15 protein-coding genes are annotated in these 15,941 nt (G+C 62.0%); 6 read left to right on the top strand and 9 right to left on the bottom strand.

The features are described from left to right. Positions 1–33 precede the first annotated feature (33 nt). From BLS87_RS13505 to arsC, 5 genes are all read right to left on the bottom strand, one after another. On the bottom strand, positions 34–717 hold the full coding sequence (locus BLS87_RS13505; RefSeq protein WP_074752990.1) for a GntR family transcriptional regulator: 684 nt from the start codon (positions 715–717) through the stop codon (positions 34–36). Between the two features lie 92 nt (positions 718–809). Further along, positions 810–1,481, bottom strand: a complete 672-nt coding sequence (locus tag BLS87_RS13500) for a DNA-3-methyladenine glycosylase I (RefSeq protein WP_074752989.1) — start codon at positions 1,479–1,481, stop codon at positions 810–812. A gap of 37 nt (positions 1,482–1,518) precedes the next feature. After that, positions 1,519–1,938, bottom strand: a complete 420-nt coding sequence (locus tag BLS87_RS13495) for a DUF2069 domain-containing protein (RefSeq protein WP_074752988.1) — start codon at positions 1,936–1,938, stop codon at positions 1,519–1,521. Then, entirely contained in the window at positions 1,931–2,536 is a 606-nt protein-coding gene (gene wrbA, locus BLS87_RS13490) for an NAD(P)H:quinone oxidoreductase (RefSeq protein WP_074752987.1), read from the bottom strand. Before wrbA ends, BLS87_RS13495 begins: the two co-directional genes overlap by 8 nt. After that, complete coding sequence (arsC, locus tag BLS87_RS13485; RefSeq protein WP_074752986.1) at positions 2,533–2,886, bottom strand: arsenate reductase (glutaredoxin); 354 nt, start codon at positions 2,884–2,886, stop codon at positions 2,533–2,535. Before arsC ends, wrbA begins: the two co-directional genes overlap by 4 nt. Positions 2,887–2,987: 101 nt before the next feature. On the opposite strand from arsC, the gene BLS87_RS13480 reads away from it, so the two are divergent. Beyond that, on the top strand, positions 2,988–3,455 hold the full coding sequence (locus BLS87_RS13480; protein ID WP_074752985.1) for a TlpA family protein disulfide reductase: 468 nt from the start codon (positions 2,988–2,990) through the stop codon (positions 3,453–3,455). A gap of 158 nt (positions 3,456–3,613) precedes the next feature. Here the strand turns inward: BLS87_RS13480 and BLS87_RS13475 are convergent, their stop codons facing one another. From BLS87_RS13475 to BLS87_RS13460, 4 genes are all read right to left on the bottom strand, one after another. Continuing rightward, positions 3,614–4,018: an META domain-containing protein gene (locus BLS87_RS13475; RefSeq protein WP_074753175.1), complete on the bottom strand. Its 405-nt coding sequence runs from the start codon at positions 4,016–4,018 to the stop codon at positions 3,614–3,616. Continuing rightward, complete coding sequence (locus BLS87_RS13470) at positions 4,015–4,452, bottom strand: hypothetical protein (RefSeq protein ID WP_074752984.1); 438 nt, start codon at positions 4,450–4,452, stop codon at positions 4,015–4,017. The genes BLS87_RS13475 and BLS87_RS13470 overlap by 4 nt, the downstream gene beginning before the upstream one ends. 266 nt (positions 4,453–4,718) lie before the next feature. Beyond that, the gene (locus BLS87_RS13465) at positions 4,719–5,702 is read right to left on the bottom strand and encodes a 2-hydroxyacid dehydrogenase (protein ID WP_074752983.1); all 984 of its coding nucleotides are present in this window, start codon (positions 5,700–5,702) and stop codon (positions 4,719–4,721) included. A gap of 166 nt (positions 5,703–5,868) precedes the next feature. Further along, positions 5,869–8,622 (bottom strand): response regulator, encoded by a 2,754-nt coding sequence (locus BLS87_RS13460; RefSeq protein WP_074752982.1) that lies wholly within the window; start codon positions 8,620–8,622, stop codon positions 5,869–5,871. Between the two features lie 242 nt (positions 8,623–8,864). Between BLS87_RS13460 and BLS87_RS13455 the strand changes: the two genes are divergently transcribed. The 5 genes from BLS87_RS13455 to relA all read left to right on the top strand — a co-directional run bounded on the left by BLS87_RS13455 (position 8,865) and on the right by relA (position 15,903). Continuing rightward, positions 8,865–9,596 (top strand): response regulator transcription factor, encoded by a 732-nt coding sequence (locus BLS87_RS13455; RefSeq protein WP_074752981.1) that lies wholly within the window; start codon positions 8,865–8,867, stop codon positions 9,594–9,596. After that, a complete protein-coding gene (locus BLS87_RS13450) occupies positions 9,589–10,968 on the top strand; it encodes a sensor histidine kinase (protein WP_074752980.1) in 1,380 nt (459 codons plus the stop codon). Before BLS87_RS13455 ends, BLS87_RS13450 begins: the two co-directional genes overlap by 8 nt. 274 nt (positions 10,969–11,242) lie before the next feature. Further along, positions 11,243–12,145 (top strand): cysteine synthase CysM, encoded by a 903-nt coding sequence (gene cysM, locus BLS87_RS13445; protein ID WP_074752979.1) that lies wholly within the window; start codon positions 11,243–11,245, stop codon positions 12,143–12,145. Further along, the gene (gene rlmD / locus BLS87_RS13440; RefSeq protein ID WP_074752978.1) at positions 12,145–13,500 is read left to right on the top strand and encodes a 23S rRNA (uracil(1939)-C(5))-methyltransferase RlmD; all 1,356 of its coding nucleotides are present in this window, start codon (positions 12,145–12,147) and stop codon (positions 13,498–13,500) included. Before cysM ends, rlmD begins: the two co-directional genes overlap by 1 nt. A 159-nt stretch (positions 13,501–13,659) precedes the next feature. Further along, on the top strand, positions 13,660–15,903 hold the full coding sequence (relA, locus tag BLS87_RS13435; protein WP_074752977.1) for a GTP diphosphokinase: 2,244 nt from the start codon (positions 13,660–13,662) through the stop codon (positions 15,901–15,903). Positions 15,904–15,941 lie beyond the last annotated feature (38 nt).

The following is a 15,941-nucleotide window of genomic DNA, read 5'->3' as shown; positions in this document are numbered from 1 at the left end:
GAAAATGACGAAATCGGCACAGTCGCGGGCGACTCAGATTTCGCTGAGCACCGCGTTGGGAAGGTGTGCGTAGAGCGCGCGGCAAACACCGATGATGTGGTGTTCGATCAGTTCGGCGGCTTTGTCCACGTCACGATCGGCACAGGCTTTGAGGATTTCTCGGTGTTCCTGATCCGCCCGTTCCTTGCCCTCGTCGAAGCTCATTTGCACGCGCAGGTAACGTTCGACCTTGTCGTGGATCGAGCGAATCATGTTCAGCAAAAACGGCCGCTGCGCCGCTTCATACAGACAGGTGTGGAACGCCCAGTTCAGTTCTGCCCAGCGCCCGATGTCGTCGTCACCCACGAACTCGTCACAGATGGCCGTGGCCCGATCGATCTGCGCCTGGGTCATCCGTGGCACGGCCAGCCGGATGGCCTGAACCTCCAGCAACACGCGCACTTCGAAGATCTGCGCCAGCTCCGGTTCGGAGATCCGCGTGACCACGGCCCCCTTGTTGCGCTGGAACTGCACCAGCCCTTCAGCTTCAAGACGCTTCAAGGCTTCGCGCACAGGGATCTTGCTGACGTTGAACACGCGGGCGATGTCGTCCTGGCGAATCGGCTCATCTTCGGCGAACTGGCCGGAAATGATCGACTCACGCAGGTACTTTGAAATCACCTCGGACGCAGACGGTGCGACACCAAGGTTGGGGGCGTCAGGAAGGAGAAAGGGCACGCGAGCGACTCAGGCAAGGGACGAATGGCGGATATTGTATACGACCTTCGATTTGTTACATCCGATGTCGCCGTTGCCTGACGAAAAAAAGATCAGTGGTTGACCGTGTACGACAGCATCATCGAAATCTGACACAGCGGGCGGCCGCTTTCGGCATGCCACTGGTTGAACGCGGCTTGTACCGCTGCCTGATCGCGCTGGCTGCTGGGCACCTTGTCGACAATGTTTTGCGCGTTGAGGGCTGCGACCACGTCGTAGCTGGGGATAAACGTGTCCTTGCCGACCATGCGCAGAAAACGCGCGGCCGAGAGTCCGCCCATCTGATTACCGTGCTTGAACAGGTAACGCCACAGCCCGACGATGTCGGTCACCGGCCACTCGGCGATGAAGTTGCCGAAGCTGCCGTGTTCATGGGCGATGTCGAGGATCAACTGCGCGTTGCGTGGCACGCTCTTGAGTTTGCCAAGGTGGCGAATGATTCGCGCATCCTGCATCAGACGCTCCAGATGATCGGCGCCCATGAGCACGACCTTTTCCGGATCGAAGCCAAAGAACACTTGCTCGAAGGCCGGCCACTTGGCGTCCACCAGGCTGTGCTTCAACCCGGCACGAAACACCCGCAGGGCCATGGTCGACAGATAACGGTCGTCGCTCAGGGCCTTGAGCTGTTTTGAGGTGGCGGGAGTCGGCAGATGCGCCTCGAGGGCGGCGGCGGAACCAAAGCGATTCAAGCAGTATTCATTGAGCCATTTGTAGTCTTGCATGCCCTCTCCAACACAAAGATGTATGTCCACCGCGCTCCTACAACGGTCGCGGGGGTTCAGATAATTTGCGGTTGTACTGAAACCGCCAGCGCACGTACAGCAGTGCACTGGTAAACACCGCCAGGCTCGCCAGCATTTCCAGCACGCCAAACCAGGAGCGGCTCGGGTCGTAAGCGGCCAGCGCTCCCTTGATGAAGTACAGGTTCACCACGAAGCAGGTCCACGAATGCCCGCGCGCGCTGCCGGTGATCATCCCCGGTGAGAGCAACAAAAGCGGCACCAGTTCAATCGACAGGATCACCCAGGGACGGGCACCGTGCAGATCGGCGAACCCGAGGTAATACACCGCGAGCAGCGCGATCAGCCCGAAAAAGCACAACAAGGCAGCAACCCGGCTCCAGCGGACGCGAGGTTCCAGCCATTCCAGCGCGGGCAATGCCTTGGGCTTTTTAGCCACGCGACGGCTCCAGCAGCAACGCAGTCTTGGCCAGACGCTGACCCAGCGCGCGGCACAGCGTGGTTTCGTGCGGGTCCAGCGGACGTTTGCCGTCGGCGCCTGCGTGGTGGCTGGCGCCGTACGGCGTACCCCCGCCGCGGGTTTCGATCAGCGCCGCTTCGCTGTAGGGCAGGCCGGTGACCAGCATGCCGTGGTGCAACAACGGCAGCAGCATCGACATCAGCGTGGTTTCCTGACCGCCGTGCAGGCTGGCCGTGGAGGTGAACACGCTGGCAGGTTTACCGACCAGCGCACCGGTCAGCCACAGGTTGCTGGTGCCGTCGAGGAAGTACTTGAGCGGCGCCGCCATGTTGCCGAAACGGGTCGGACTGCCCAGCGCCAGGCCGGCGCAGTTTTTCAGATCGTCGAGCGTGGCGTACAACGCGCCCGTGTCTGGAATGCTCGGCGCCACCGCTTCGCACTCGGTGGAGATCGCCGGCACCGTGCGCAAGCGCGCTTCCATGCCGCCCATCTCGACGCCACGGGCGATTTGTCGGGCCATTTCACTGGTCGAACCGTTGCGGCTGTAGAACAGAACCAGAATGTACGGCGTGCTCACGGCAGGATCTCCAGGATCTTTTCCGGTGGACGGCCAATCACGGCTTTGTCGCCAGCGACCAGAATCGGGCGCTCGATCAGCTTGGGGTGCGCGGCCATGGCGGCGATCACGTCATCGTCGCTCAGGCTGGCGTCTGCCAGGTTCAGGGTTTTGTATTCGTCTTCGCCGGTGCGCAGCAGATCGCGCGCGCCGATGCCCAGCTTGCCCAGCAGGTCACGCAGTTGGGCAGCATTGGGCGGGGTTTCGAGATAACGCACGATAGTCGGCGTCAGGCCACGGGCTTCAAGCAATTCCAGCGCACCACGTGATTTGGAGCAGCGCGGGTTGTGATAAAGCGTCAGATCGGTCATTTGCAGGTCGCATCTTGCGTGAGGTGGCGGCTATTCTACATAGGTGACGACCCGGACGAACATCAGGTCTGCGTCGCGTCTCTATAAAAGGAACAAGCATCATGGCAAGGCGGTTGGCAGCAGCGGTAGCGCTTATCGGGAGTGTGTTGCTCAGCGGGTGTGGCGTGGATCTGGGGACTGACCAGAACGGTCAGAAGGTCGCCAGCGACCGCGTCGACAAACATTGGCTGGTGGTCAACTACTGGGCTGAATGGTGTGGCCCGTGCCGCACGGAAATTCCGGAACTGAACAAACTCTCCGACCAGATGAACGGCCAGAAGGTCAGCGTGTTCGGGGTCAATTTCGACAACTTGCAGGGTGAAGACCTGAAAACCGCGAGCAATGCGCTGGGGATCAAGTTCACCGTGCTGGCCCAGGATCCGGCCGAACAGTACGACCTGCCCAAGAGCGAAGCGCTGCCGGTGACTTACATCATCGACGACAAGGGCAAGGTTCGTGAGCAGTTGATGGGCGAGCAGACCGCCGCAGGCGTGGCGCAGAAACTGGCGGAGTTGAAAGGGAAGGGCTGAGCACCACTAACCTTTGTAGGAGCGTGGCTTGTCCCGCGATCGGCCGGGGACCGGTCGTGATCTATGCGACCGTGGTCAGGCTGACACACCGCATTCAATGGGTTTGTTGGCGCTTCGCACCAAATCGCGCGACAAGCCACGCTCCTACAGGGCGAGGCTCAGCCTTCTTCCAGCCAGAACCGCAGCGGCAATCCTTGCGCAGGCCACAACTGCAGCTGCTCAATGTTCGACACATCCCACCGCTGCACCTGCCCCATGGCCTCCAGAAACCGGTGTTCCTGTTCCATCAAGGCCGGTGCACAGAGTTTGCGGGTGCTGCCGACCGGGCCGAAGTGGATGCGGCTGCCCTCCAGCCGGTACGACGCGAACCAGTGGTTACAGCCTGCATTGCCATAGGCGCGGCCATCGTTGCCCAGGGTCATGGTCAGGTGGCTGTTGTCGATCAGCGGACGTTCGCCGATCCACTCCAGCACATAACCGTGATCACGCTTGAGCGCATCGGTGTCGGTTGCACAACCCGCCAGCATGACGGCCGCGAGCACGCTCAGCACACGCGATTTCATGCGGCTTTTTTCGCGCAGGCCGGGCATACGTGTTGTTCGCCGACGGTTTTCCAGCCCAGTTCGGCAATGCGCGCGGTGGCGGCAGGCTTCAAGGCTTTCTTGCCTTCCTTGCCGTCGACCATGAACTCAATGTCCTGCTCTTTACCGCAACCGTTGCAGTTGACCTTCCACTGATGGATCGCCAGCTCGGTGAAGGCCGGACCGTTGGCGACGGCCACCCATTGCCCCGGTGGGTTGATCAGGTGACGGACTTTTTCCACGTTCAGGCGCATGTACAGGTCTTTGCTGCCTTTGACGGTGACCAGCAGCACGTCGTCGTGCTTGATCGAGCCGCCGTTGCCGGTCACTTGATAGCGACCGATGGCCAGGCTGCGGCATTCGATCAGGGTGTGTTGCGGGGTGAGCATGCTGTAACGAAAATCGTGTTCGGCCATGGGGGTCTCCAAATAGGCGCGCATGCTACCACTTTAGTTCGCCGATGCCCGCTGCCGGTGGGCGGCCCGGTTGGCATTGTGAGGTTAATGCGAACGCCTGTGGGAGCGAATTCATTCGCGAGACGTCCGCACGGTCGACACATCACCGTCGCCTGAAAGATGTTTCGCGAATGAATTCGCTCCCACAGGCGCCGTGTTCACAAAAGCTTATTCGCTCCCACAGGTGCCGTGTTAACAGAAGGTTATTCGTTGGACTGGATAGCGGTTCAGACACTGTTTTGCGGAGTTCCTGCTGCCCAACCCATGATGTTATCCAGCGTCGTCTGCGCAATCGCGCCCAAGGCTTCCTGGGTCAGAAAGGCCTGATGCGCCGTCACCACCACGTTGGGAAAGGTCAGCAGGCGGGCAAGCACGTCATCCTGCAACGGAAGGTCCGAGCGATCTTCGAAGAACAGTTGCGCTTCTTCCTCGTACACGTCCAGCCCGAGGTAACCCAACTGGCCGCTCTTCAGCGCCTCGATCAGCGCGGGCGTATCGACCAGCGCGCCGCGACCGGTGTTGATCAGCATCGCCCCGCGTTTCATGCACTGCAGCGACGCCTGATTGATCAGATGGCGGGTATGCTCGTTGAGCGGGCAGTGAAGGCTGACGATCTGCGCCTGGGCGAGCAATTGATCCAGCGGCAGATACCGTGCACCCAGCGCCTCGACCTGCGGGTTGGGGAAGGGGTCATACGCCAGCAACTCACAACCGAAGCCGGCCATGATCCGCGCGAAGGTTGCGCCGATCTGCCCGGTGCCGACCACACCCACGGTCTTGCCGACGAGGTCGAACCCGGTCAGCCCGTGCAGCGTGAAATCCCCATCGCGGGTGCGGTTGTAGGCGCGGTGCAGGTGACGGTTGAGCGACAGGATCAAGGCCACGGCGTGTTCGGCGACGGCATGGGGTGAGTAGGCCGGGACGCGAACGACGCTGAGGCCCAGGCGTTGGGCCGTCGGCAGGTCCACATGGTTGAAACCGGCCGAGCGCAACGCGATCAGCTTGGTGCCGCCCGCCGCCAGGCGCTCGAGGACGGGGGCGCTGAGGTCGTCATTGATGAACGCGCAGACGACAGGGTATTGGTCCGCGAGGGCGACCGTGTCCAGCGTCAGCCGTGCAGGCTGGAAGTGCAGCTCGATGTCAGCGGGCACATCGGCCGAGAGGAAACTGTCGCGGTCGTAGGTCTGGCTGCTGTAGAGGAGGGTGCGCATGGTGGTTCCTTTCTGGAGGTCTCGCAGTCAACCCGTCACAGTTGTAGAACCGCGCTTGCCGGCGATGGCCGGTACATCCGATCCGCATGTTTTGGATTCACCACCGATCGCGGGCAAGCGCGCTCCTGCAGGGTATTCATCCGTTTCGCCTGCGCGCTGATCCACATCAAGCACTCACCCGCGCCTCGATCTCCAGCCGCGTGATCGCTTTCTCCAGATCATTGAGCGCTTTGTCGCTGTCTGACGAGTCCTGTTTGAGCAGGGTTTCGCTGCGCTGGCAGGCGGCGCGCAGTTGCGGCACTCCACAGTAACGGGTCGCGCCGTGCAAACGATGGACGCGCTCGATCAGGGCGACCCGGTCACCTGCCTCGCGTGCGGCCCGAATGGCCTCACGGTCAGTCTCCAGTGACGCCAGCAGCATCGCCAGCATGTCGGCGGCCAGATCGGCTTTGCCAGCGGCCAGGCGCAAACCTTCCTCATGATCCAGCACTTGCAGGTTGACACCGCCCTGACTGACCTCCTGGTGGCGCTCCGGCGCCTGATTGCGCAGCGCAAGACCGGTCCATTTCAGTACGACCTGTGCCAGCTGCCGTTCACTGATCGGCTTGGTCAGGTAGTCGTCCATGCCGCTCTGCAGCAGCGCACGTTTCTCGTTGGCCATGGCGTGGGCGGTGAGGGCGACGATCGGCAGCGAAGTCGCCTGACGTTCCAGTTCCCAGCTGCGAATCGCCTCGGTCGCCTGGCGCCCGTCCATGCCGGGCATCTGCACGTCCATCAGCACCAGGTCGAAGGTGTCTTCCTGCACCGCCTGAACGGCGGCATAGCCACTGTCCACCGCGAGCACTTTGGCGCCCATGTCTTCGAGCAGCGTCTGCACCAGCAACAGGTTGGCAGGGTTGTCGTCGACGCAGAGAATCCGCGGCGGTCGGCTCGACAGGGGTTCGGGCACCTCGTTGCGCAGCTGCTTGGGGTTGATCAGCTCCGACAGCGCCCGACGCAATTTACGCGTACACGCAGGCTTGGCCTGCAACTGGCTGTACGCGTCCGGCACCGAGACCTGATAAAGGGCCTGCTCCGTGGTCGGGCACAGCACCAGCACTTTGCAGTCGAGATTCTCAAGGTCCCAGATCTGCTGACGCAGACGCTCGGGCGGCAGTTGGTGGGCGGTGACCCCCAGCACGGCCATGTCGATGGCGTGAGGCGTCTGGTGGACCACGGTCACGCCATTGATCAGGTTTTCCAGGTTGTTGAACACCATGGGTTGCAGACCGCAATCTTCCAGCTGGTGTTCCAGTGCCTGACGCGCGAGGTCGTGATGCTCGAGCACCGCCACGCGACGGCCGATCAACGGCGGTGCAGGCAGGTCTTCGAGGTCGTCGCGGGTCTTCGGCAGGGTCACGCTGATCCAGAATTCCGACCCTTCGCCGGGGGTGCTTTCCACGCCAATCTCGCCGCCCATCTGTTCGATCAGCCGCTTGGAAATCACCAGGCCCAGGCCGGTGCCGCCGGAATGACGCGACAGCGAATTGTCGGCCTGGCTGAACGCTTGAAACAGCGCGCGCACGTCCTGGCTGGACAGGCCGATGCCGGTGTCCTGCACGCTGATGCGCAGCTGGACCTTGTCGTCCTGCTCGTCCTCGAGCATGGCCCGCGCGACGATCGTGCCTTCGCGGGTGAACTTGATGGCGTTGCTCACCAGGTTGGTGAGAATCTGCTTGAGTCGCAGCGGGTCGCCCACCAGCGACAACGGCGTGTCGCGATAAACAAGACTCACCAGCTCCAGCTGCTTGGCGTGGGCCGCGGGCGCGAGGATGGTCAGGGTGTCTTGCAGCAGGTCGCGCAGGTTGAACGGGATGGTGTCGAGCACCAGCTTGCCAGCCTCGATCTTCGAGAAGTCGAGGATCTCGTTGATGATGCTCAGCAGGCTGTCCGCGGACTTTTCGATGGTGCCCAGATAATCGTGCTGGCGCGGCGTCAGCTCACTCTTCTGCAAGAGGTGGGTGAAACCAAGAATCCCGTTGAGCGGCGTGCGAATTTCGTGGCTCATGTTGGCCAGGAATTCGGACTTGATCCGGCTGGCTTCCAGCGCTTCTTTGCGCGCCAGGTCCAGTTCGATGTTCTGGATCTCGATGGTTTCCAGGTTCTGGCGAACGTCTTCGGTGGCCTGCTCGATGTTGTGCTGCAGTTCTTCCTGCGCGTTCTGCAGCGTCGCGGCCATCCGGTTGATGCCGGAGGCGAGTTCGTCCAGCTCGTTGCTGCCCATGGGGGGCAATCGGGCTTCCAGATTGCCGTCTTTGAGTTGAGCCACCACGTGTTTGATCTGCGCGACAGGGCCGTTGATGGTGCGGCTCATGCGCAACGCCAGGGTGGCAGTCAGGCCAAGCCCGATGGCGATCAGGATCAGGCTGGCAAACAGGCTGCGATAACCTCGCAGCAGTGTGCCGCTGTGGGACAGTTCCAGTTCAACCCAGCCCAGCAAGCGGTCGGCTTCGGCGGGAACGACGTCGCCGGTCAGGTGACGATTGCGCCCGAACACGGGCATCAGATAGCGCGTGGCGTCATTCTCGGAGCGTTGCAGCATGTGCGTGCTGTTACCGACCGGCGGTTGATTGATCATGGTCGGCCCCGCATGGGCGAGCGGGTTGCGGTCAGCGTCGAGGAAGGACACCGCGCGCACATCGGCCTGTTCCAGCACCTGGCCTGCGATGCGTTCGAGCACCGCTTTGTCGCTGCTGGCCAGGGCGGTGGCAGAGAGCGGGGCCAGCTCGTTGGCGATCATTTCGCCGCGCTTGAGCAACTGGGTCTGCAACTCCGAGAGTTGCATCCAGGTGAAATAACCGCCCAGCAGCGCCGCCATCAGGCAGGCCGGGAGCAGGGTCAGCAGCAATACGCGGCCTTTGATGCCCAGTTTGTTCAGCACACTTTTTTCTCCGGCAATCTTGAGTCACGCACACAGGACGTTTAGCAAGACCTGCGCCATGGTTGCCTGTTCTTCGCTGCAAAGCGCCTTGGGTGATGTGCGCAGTGTAGCCACTTGCGCGCGGCTAATCCTGGCTAAATGGCGGTCAGCGAATGCACTGACAACACGTGTCGATCAGTCCCCATTGCCGGTGGCCACGCAATCTTGAATAATCGCGTCCTGAGAATCAGTCGCAGACGCCAATGAATCCCGCCATCATTCACCGCCCCAGCATACTCGCCATCGAGGACGATCCCGTGCTCGGTGCGTTTGTACACGACTCGCTGGGCCGTTGCGGCTTCCGCGTCACCTGGTGCCAGAACGGCGCGGAAGGGCTGGAGCGTGCCCAGCGTGAGCCCTTCGATGTCGTCCTGATGGACATCCTGCTGCCGGGCATGAACGGCCTGGACATTTTGTCCCGCCTGCGCCGTCGCCATACGATGCCGATCATCCTGATGTCCGCGCTTGGGGCTGAAGCCGATCGCATCACCGGTTTCCGCAACGGGGCGGACGATTACCTGCCCAAACCCTTCAGCGTCGACGAGTTGCGGGTCCGTATCGAAGCGATCCTGCGTCGGGTCGAGCTTGAGCGCCGCTTTCATGCCCCGGTCGCCGCTGCGGCCGTGCCACGCCCGGATGAACTCAGGTTCGACGAGGGCCTGTGCGATGTCAGCTTCGGTCGCAAGCCCGCGCAATTGACGCCCAGCGAATACCGGTTGCTGGAAACCCTGTGGCGCAATCCGGAGGACGTCCTCAGTAAACCCTTCCTTTATCAGCATGTCCTGCAGCGCGGCTACTCGCAGCATGACCGAAGCCTGGACATGCACATCAGCCAGATTCGCCGCAAGCTCAAGGCGATCGGTTACGAAGCCCATCAGGTGCGTACCGTGTGGGGCAAAGGGTATGTGCTGACGGAAGCCGAACCGGATGCGTGAGCAGCGTTCACGCCTGCCGGGCAGGCACTCGCTGTTCTGGAAACTGGCCTTCCTGCTGGTGGGGTTCTGTTTGCTCATGATCTGGCTCAGCTGGTACTGGGGCCGTTACGTCGAAACCCAAAACGCCTACCTGACCGCGCAGGCCCGTCACGTGCTTAAGGGCTATGCCGCCGAGGCGGAGCAGGCCTGGCGTGCAGACAACCAGCGCGGGATAGACTGTTGGTTGCAAGAGATCCGCCGTCAGGAAAAGGGTTGGGTCGGGGTGATCGGCCGTGACCTGCAGTCGCTGAGCAGCGTACCGCTCGATGACAGCCAGATGCAGCGTCTGACGTTCATGCGCGGCGTCGACTGGCCCATGAGCCGGCGCCAGAAGACGATGCCCTGGCTGAAGATTCCATTCCCTAACCTGCCCGGCGCGGGCAGCCTGGTCATCGAATTGCCCGAGCGCTTCAAGCCGGGGCGGTATGCGTTGGTCTGGCAACTGCTGACCAGCGTAGTGACTCCGGCGCTGTTCACCCTGCTGTTGTGCGTCGGATTGTACCGTTTGCTGATTCGCCCGCTCAATCAACTGCGCGAACAGGCCAATGCCTGGCGTGCCGACCGTCTTTCCAATCGCTTGTCGGCGCAGATGACCTCGCGTCAGGACGAACTGGGCGAGCTCAACCGGGCGTTCGATCACATGGCCAGCCGCTTGCAGTCCACCGTTCAGATTCAGCAGCAGTTACTGTGCGATCTGTCCCACGAGTTGCGCACGCCGCTGAGCCGCCTTCGTGTGGCCTGCGACAGCGAACAAAGCCTGCCTGAATTGCGCGACCGGCTGAGCCGTGAGGTCGAAGGCATGCGTCGGCTGGTGGACGACACCTTGCACCTGGCCTGGCTGGACGCCGAGCGGGAGAAACTGCCGGACGAGGACATCGAGGTCCTGGCGTTATGGGACATGCTGGTGGACAACGCTTGCTTCGAGAGCTGCTGGCCTTCCCGACAACTGGTGTGCGACCTGGACAGCCAGTGCTGGGTGCGCGGCCATCTGAATACGCTGGCTCAGGCACTGGAAAACATCCTGCGCAACGCCATTCGTCATTCGCCGCCGCAAGGCATCGTGCGCCTGGGTGGGCGGCGTGACGGTGACGATTGGCTGCTCTGGCTGGAAGACCAGGGCGGTGGTGTGGACGACAGCGATCTGGAACGCATCTTTGCGCCCTTTATTCGCCTCGACGGCGCTCGACCCGGTGACGGTGGTTTCGGCCTCGGCCTGAGCATTGCCCGCAATTCGCTGCGGCTTCAGGGCGGCGACATGTGGGCCGAGAACACGGCGCAGGGGTTGCGGATGATCATGCGATTGCCTGCGCGTGAGGTCGAAGCCACGCCTTGAATCGCCGCCAGCCTGTAGGAGCGCGCTTGGTCTGGGCCGCATCCGGACGATTGGCCGGTGCATCTTGCACAGATGTGTCGCTCATCCATACGTCTCGCGGGCAAGCGCGCTCCTACAGGTTGAATGCAATGACGTGGTTATTACGCAGTAGCCCAGTGCTCGCGATGGTTCACTTATTCCTTTTAGCCATATCGAACTCACTTTGCGTGATATGGGCTTGGAGCGATTGCCGGTATGATAGGCGACCCCCGCACGTCTGGATCGCGAACACGCCATGACCCTGCAGTATCAAACCATCGCCGATTGCGTCGGCAACACCCCGCTGGTGCGTCTGCAACGCATGGCCGGGAACACCAGCAACACGTTGCTGCTCAAGCTTGAAGGCAACAACCCGGCCGGCTCCGTGAAGGATCGCCCGGCGCTGTCGATGATCACCCGCGCCGAACTGCGCGGACAGATCCATCAGGGCGATACCCTGATCGAAGCCACCTCCGGCAACACCGGCATCGCCCTGGCCATGGCCGCGGCGATCAAGGGTTATCGCATGATCCTGATCATGCCCGACAACTCCAGCGCCGAGCGCAAGGCGGCGATGACGGCCTATGGTGCCGAGTTGATTCTCGTCAGCAAGGAGGAGGGCATGGAAGGCGCCCGTGACCTGGCCGAGCGCATGCAGGCCGAAGGCCGTGGCAAGGTGCTGGACCAGTTCGCCAACGGTGACAATCCAGAAGCGCATTACGTCGGCACCGGCCCGGAAATCTGGCGGCAGACCGGCGGCACCATCACCCACTTCGTCAGCTCCATGGGCACCACCGGCACCATCATGGGCACCTCGCGTTACCTCAAGGAGCAGAACCCGAATATCCAGATCGTCGGCCTGCAGCCCATGGACGGCTCGGCGATTCCCGGCATTCGCCGCTGGCCGCAGGAGTACCTGCCGAAGATCTATCAGGCCGAGCGCGTCGACCGGATCATGGACATGGCCCAGAGCGAGGCCGAGGACGTCATGCGTCGTCTGGCCCGCGAAGAAGGCATCTTCTGTGGCGTGTCGTCGGGCGGTTCCGTCGCCGGCATGTTGCGCCTGTCCCGGGAAGTCGAGAATGCGGTGATGGTCGCGATCATTTGTGACCGTGGCGACCGTTACCTGTCGACCGGTGTCTACGATGCGCCCAACTGATGGCCAAGCGTGATGCCGGCCTGCGTTTCCAGCCCAGCGGCGGCACCCGGACAACGCAGGTCCCTACCGGTAAAAAACAACGTCTGACCCTTGAGCGGCTGTCCAACGACGGCCGTGGCATCGGCTTTGTCGACGGTCGCACGTGGTTCGTGGCCGGCGCCCTGGCCGGCGAAGAGGTGGAAGCCCGCGTGCTGGGTGCCCACGGCAAGGTGGTCGAAGCGCGCACCGAGCGTGTGTTCACCGCCAGCCCTTTACGGCGTCCGGCACCGTGCGCGCACTTCGGCCGCTGTGGCGGTTGCAGCGTGCAGCACATGCCCCACGACGAACAGCTTGCCCTGAAACAGCGCATGCTCGCCGAGCAATTGAGCCGCGTGGCGGGGGTCGAGCCCGATGAGTGGGCCGCGCCATTGACCGGCGACGAATTCGCCTACCGTCGGCGTGCCCGCATCGCCGTTCGCTGGGACGCCAAAGGCAAACGCCTCGACGTCGGGTTTCGCGCAGCGTCCAGTCAGGACATCATCGCCATCGATCACTGCCCGGTGCTGGTACAGGCCTTGCAACCGATCATGACCGCGTTACCGGAGATGCTGAGGCGCTTGAGCAAACCGCACGCGTTGGGTCATGTCGAGTTGTTCAGCGGATCGGCCAGCGCCGTGCTGTTGCGTCATACCGCGCCGCTGGCCGACAAGGATCTCGACATCCTCAACGCCTTCTGCGAGACCCACGACGCGCAACTGTGGTTGCACGGCGAAAATGGTCCGCAGCCAGTGGACGCTTCGGCACAACTGGGCTTTCGTCTTGAGCCCTGGAATCTGGAGCTGGCCTACCGGCCCGGCGACTTCGTGCAGGTCAACGCGCAGGTCAATACCGCGATGATCCAACAAGCACTGGAGTGGCTCGCACCGCGTGCGGACGAACGAGTACTGGACTTGTTCTGCGGGCTTGGTAACTTCGCTTTACCGCTGGCGCAGATCACCCGCGAGGTGGTGGCAGTGGAGGGCGTTGAGACCATGGTCCAGCGCGCAACCGGCAACGCAGTCAGCAATGATTTGCACAATGTGAAGTTTTTTCAGGCGGATCTGTCGCAGCCGCTGGACAAGGCGCCTTGGGTGGCGGAAGGTTTCCGCGCAGTGCTGCTCGATCCTCCGCGAGACGGGGCGTTTGAAGTGGTCGGCAAGCTCAAGTCGTTGGGTGCTGAACGGTTACTTTATGTGTCGTGCAATCCGGCAACTTTGGCGCGCGACACGGTCGAATTGATCAAGCAGGGCTACCGATTAAAACGTGCCGGAATCCTCGATATGTTCCCGCAGACAGCGCATGTCGAGGCGATGGCGTTATTTGAAGCGAGTAAGTGAGGCGGTGCGGTTCAAGGAAACGGACCGGTGCCTTACAGGGACTCTCGTTTAATCCGACTGGCCCGCGCATGCGATCTTGCATGGCCCGCAAGGTGTGTGCGCTGAAGAAGGCTGGCGACTGATGGCGCATTTCATCGCGCCGTAGGGAAGGTAAGCAACATGGTACAGGTGAGAGCACACCAGCCGATAAACACAGACGGCAGTATCAATCTCGACGCGTGGCTTGATCATGTGGTCAGCGTCGACCTCGCAGTGGACCGACAGGCCTTGAAAGAGGCCTGCGAATTTGCCCGGCAGGCCGAGCAACAGGACAACGCCGCCAAGAACCTCTGGGCGGAAGGCACGTCGAGTTTTCAGACGGGCCTGGAAATTGCTGAAATTCTGGCCGATCTCAAGCTCGATCAGGACTCGCTCATCGCGGCCGTGATTTATCGGGGCGTGCGCGAAGGCAAGATTCCATTGCCGGACGTCAGCCAGCGTTTCGGCCCCACGGTGGCCAAGCTGATCGACGGTGTGCTGCGCATGGCCGCCATCAGTGCCAGTCTCAGTCCGCGCCAATCGCTGGTTTTGGGCACTCAGGCGCAGGTCGAGAACCTGCGCAAAATGCTGGTCGCGATGGTGGATGACGTTCGCGTTGCCCTGATCAAGCTGGCAGAGCGCACGTGCGCGATTCGTGCCGTCAAGAACACCGACGACGAGAAGCGCAACCGCGTTGCCCGGGAAGTCTTCGACATCTATGCGCCACTCGCCCACCGCCTCGGCATCGGTCATATCAAATGGGAGCTGGAGGATCTGTCCTTCCGTTACCTGGAGCCTGAGCAGTACAAGCAGATCGCCAAGCTGCTGCATGAGCGTCGTCTCGATCGCGAGCGCTTCATTACTGACGTGATGTGTCAGCTTGAAAACGAACTGCTGGCCACCGGCGTGACCGCCGACATCAGTGGCCGGGCCAAACACATCTATTCGATCTGGCGCAAAATGCAGCGCAAGGGCCTGGAATTCAGCCAGATCTACGACGTTCGCGCCGTGCGGGTGCTGGTTCCGGAAATGCGCGACTGCTACACCGCGCTCGGGATCGTCCACACCCTTTGGCGGCACATTCCCAAGGAGTTCGACGACTACATCGCCAACCCCAAGGAGAACGGATACCGCTCGCTGCACACGGCCGTGATCGGCCCCGAGGGCAAGGTGCTGGAAGTGCAAATCCGCACCCACGCCATGCACGAAGAAGCCGAGCTCGGCGTATGTGCCCACTGGAAATACAAAGGCACTGACGTCAAATCCAGCTCCAACCATTACGAAGAGAAAATCTCGTGGTTGCGGCAGGTGCTGGAATGGCATGAGGAACTGGGCGACATCGGCGGTCTGGCGGAACAGTTGCGCGTCGATATCGAGCCTGACCGTGTGTACGTGTTCACCCCGGACGGTCACGCCATCGACCTGCCCAAAGGCGCGACGCCGCTGGACTTCGCGTATCGCGTACACACCGAGATTGGCCACAACTGCCGTGGCGCGAAGATCAACGGCCGGATCGTGCCGCTCAACTACAGCCTGCAGACGGGTGAACAGGTCGAGATCATCACCAGTAAGCACGGCACACCGAGCCGCGACTGGCTGAACTCGAACCTGGGCTACATCACCACTTCGCGGGCGCGGGCGAAAATCGTCCACTGGTTCAAGCTGCAGGCGCGCGATCAGAACGTCGCGGCTGGCAAGGTCTTGCTGGAGCGCGAACTGGCGCGTCTGGCGCTGCCGCAGGTGGACTTCGACAAGTTGGCGGACAAAGCCAACATGAAGACCGCCGAAGACATGTTCGCGGCCCTCGGTGCCGGCGACCTGCGCCTGGCGCAACTGGTCAATCTGGCGCAGCAACTGGTCGAGCCTGAACGCGGCAACGAGCAACTGGAACTGATTCCGCGCAAGGCGTCCGGTTACAAGCCGGGCAAGCGCGGCGATATTCAGATCCAGGGCGTCGGCAACCTGATGACCCAGATGGCCGGCTGCTGCCAGCCGCTGCCGGGCGATGCCATCGTCGGTTACATCACCCAGGGCCGCGGTGTGAGCATTCACCGTCAGGACTGTGCGTCGGTGCTGCAACTGGGCGGGCGCGAGCCTGAGCGGATCATCCAGGTCAGCTGGGGCCCGGTGCCGGTGCTCACCTACCCGGTGGACATCATCATCCGAGCCTACGACCGTTCCGGGTTGCTGCGTGACGTGTCGCAGGTGCTGCTCAACGAACGCATCAACGTGCTGGCCGTCAACACCCGCTCGAACAAGGAAGACAACACCGCATTGATGTCGCTGACCATCGAGATTCCGGGGCTGGACGCCTTGGGGCGATTGTTGGGACGGATTTCGCAGTTGCCGAACATCATCGAGACGCGGCGTAACCGTACGCCTTGAAGATTTATGGCGTCTGCACGGGCGCATCGCGAATGAAT

Origin of the sequence: Pseudomonas abietaniphila, assembly GCF_900100795.1 — a bacterium.
Classification (GTDB): domain Bacteria; phylum Pseudomonadota; class Gammaproteobacteria; order Pseudomonadales; family Pseudomonadaceae; genus Aquipseudomonas; species Aquipseudomonas abietaniphila.
Note: the sequence above shows the minus strand (reverse complement) of the source record. Positions and strands in the feature narration are given on the sequence as shown.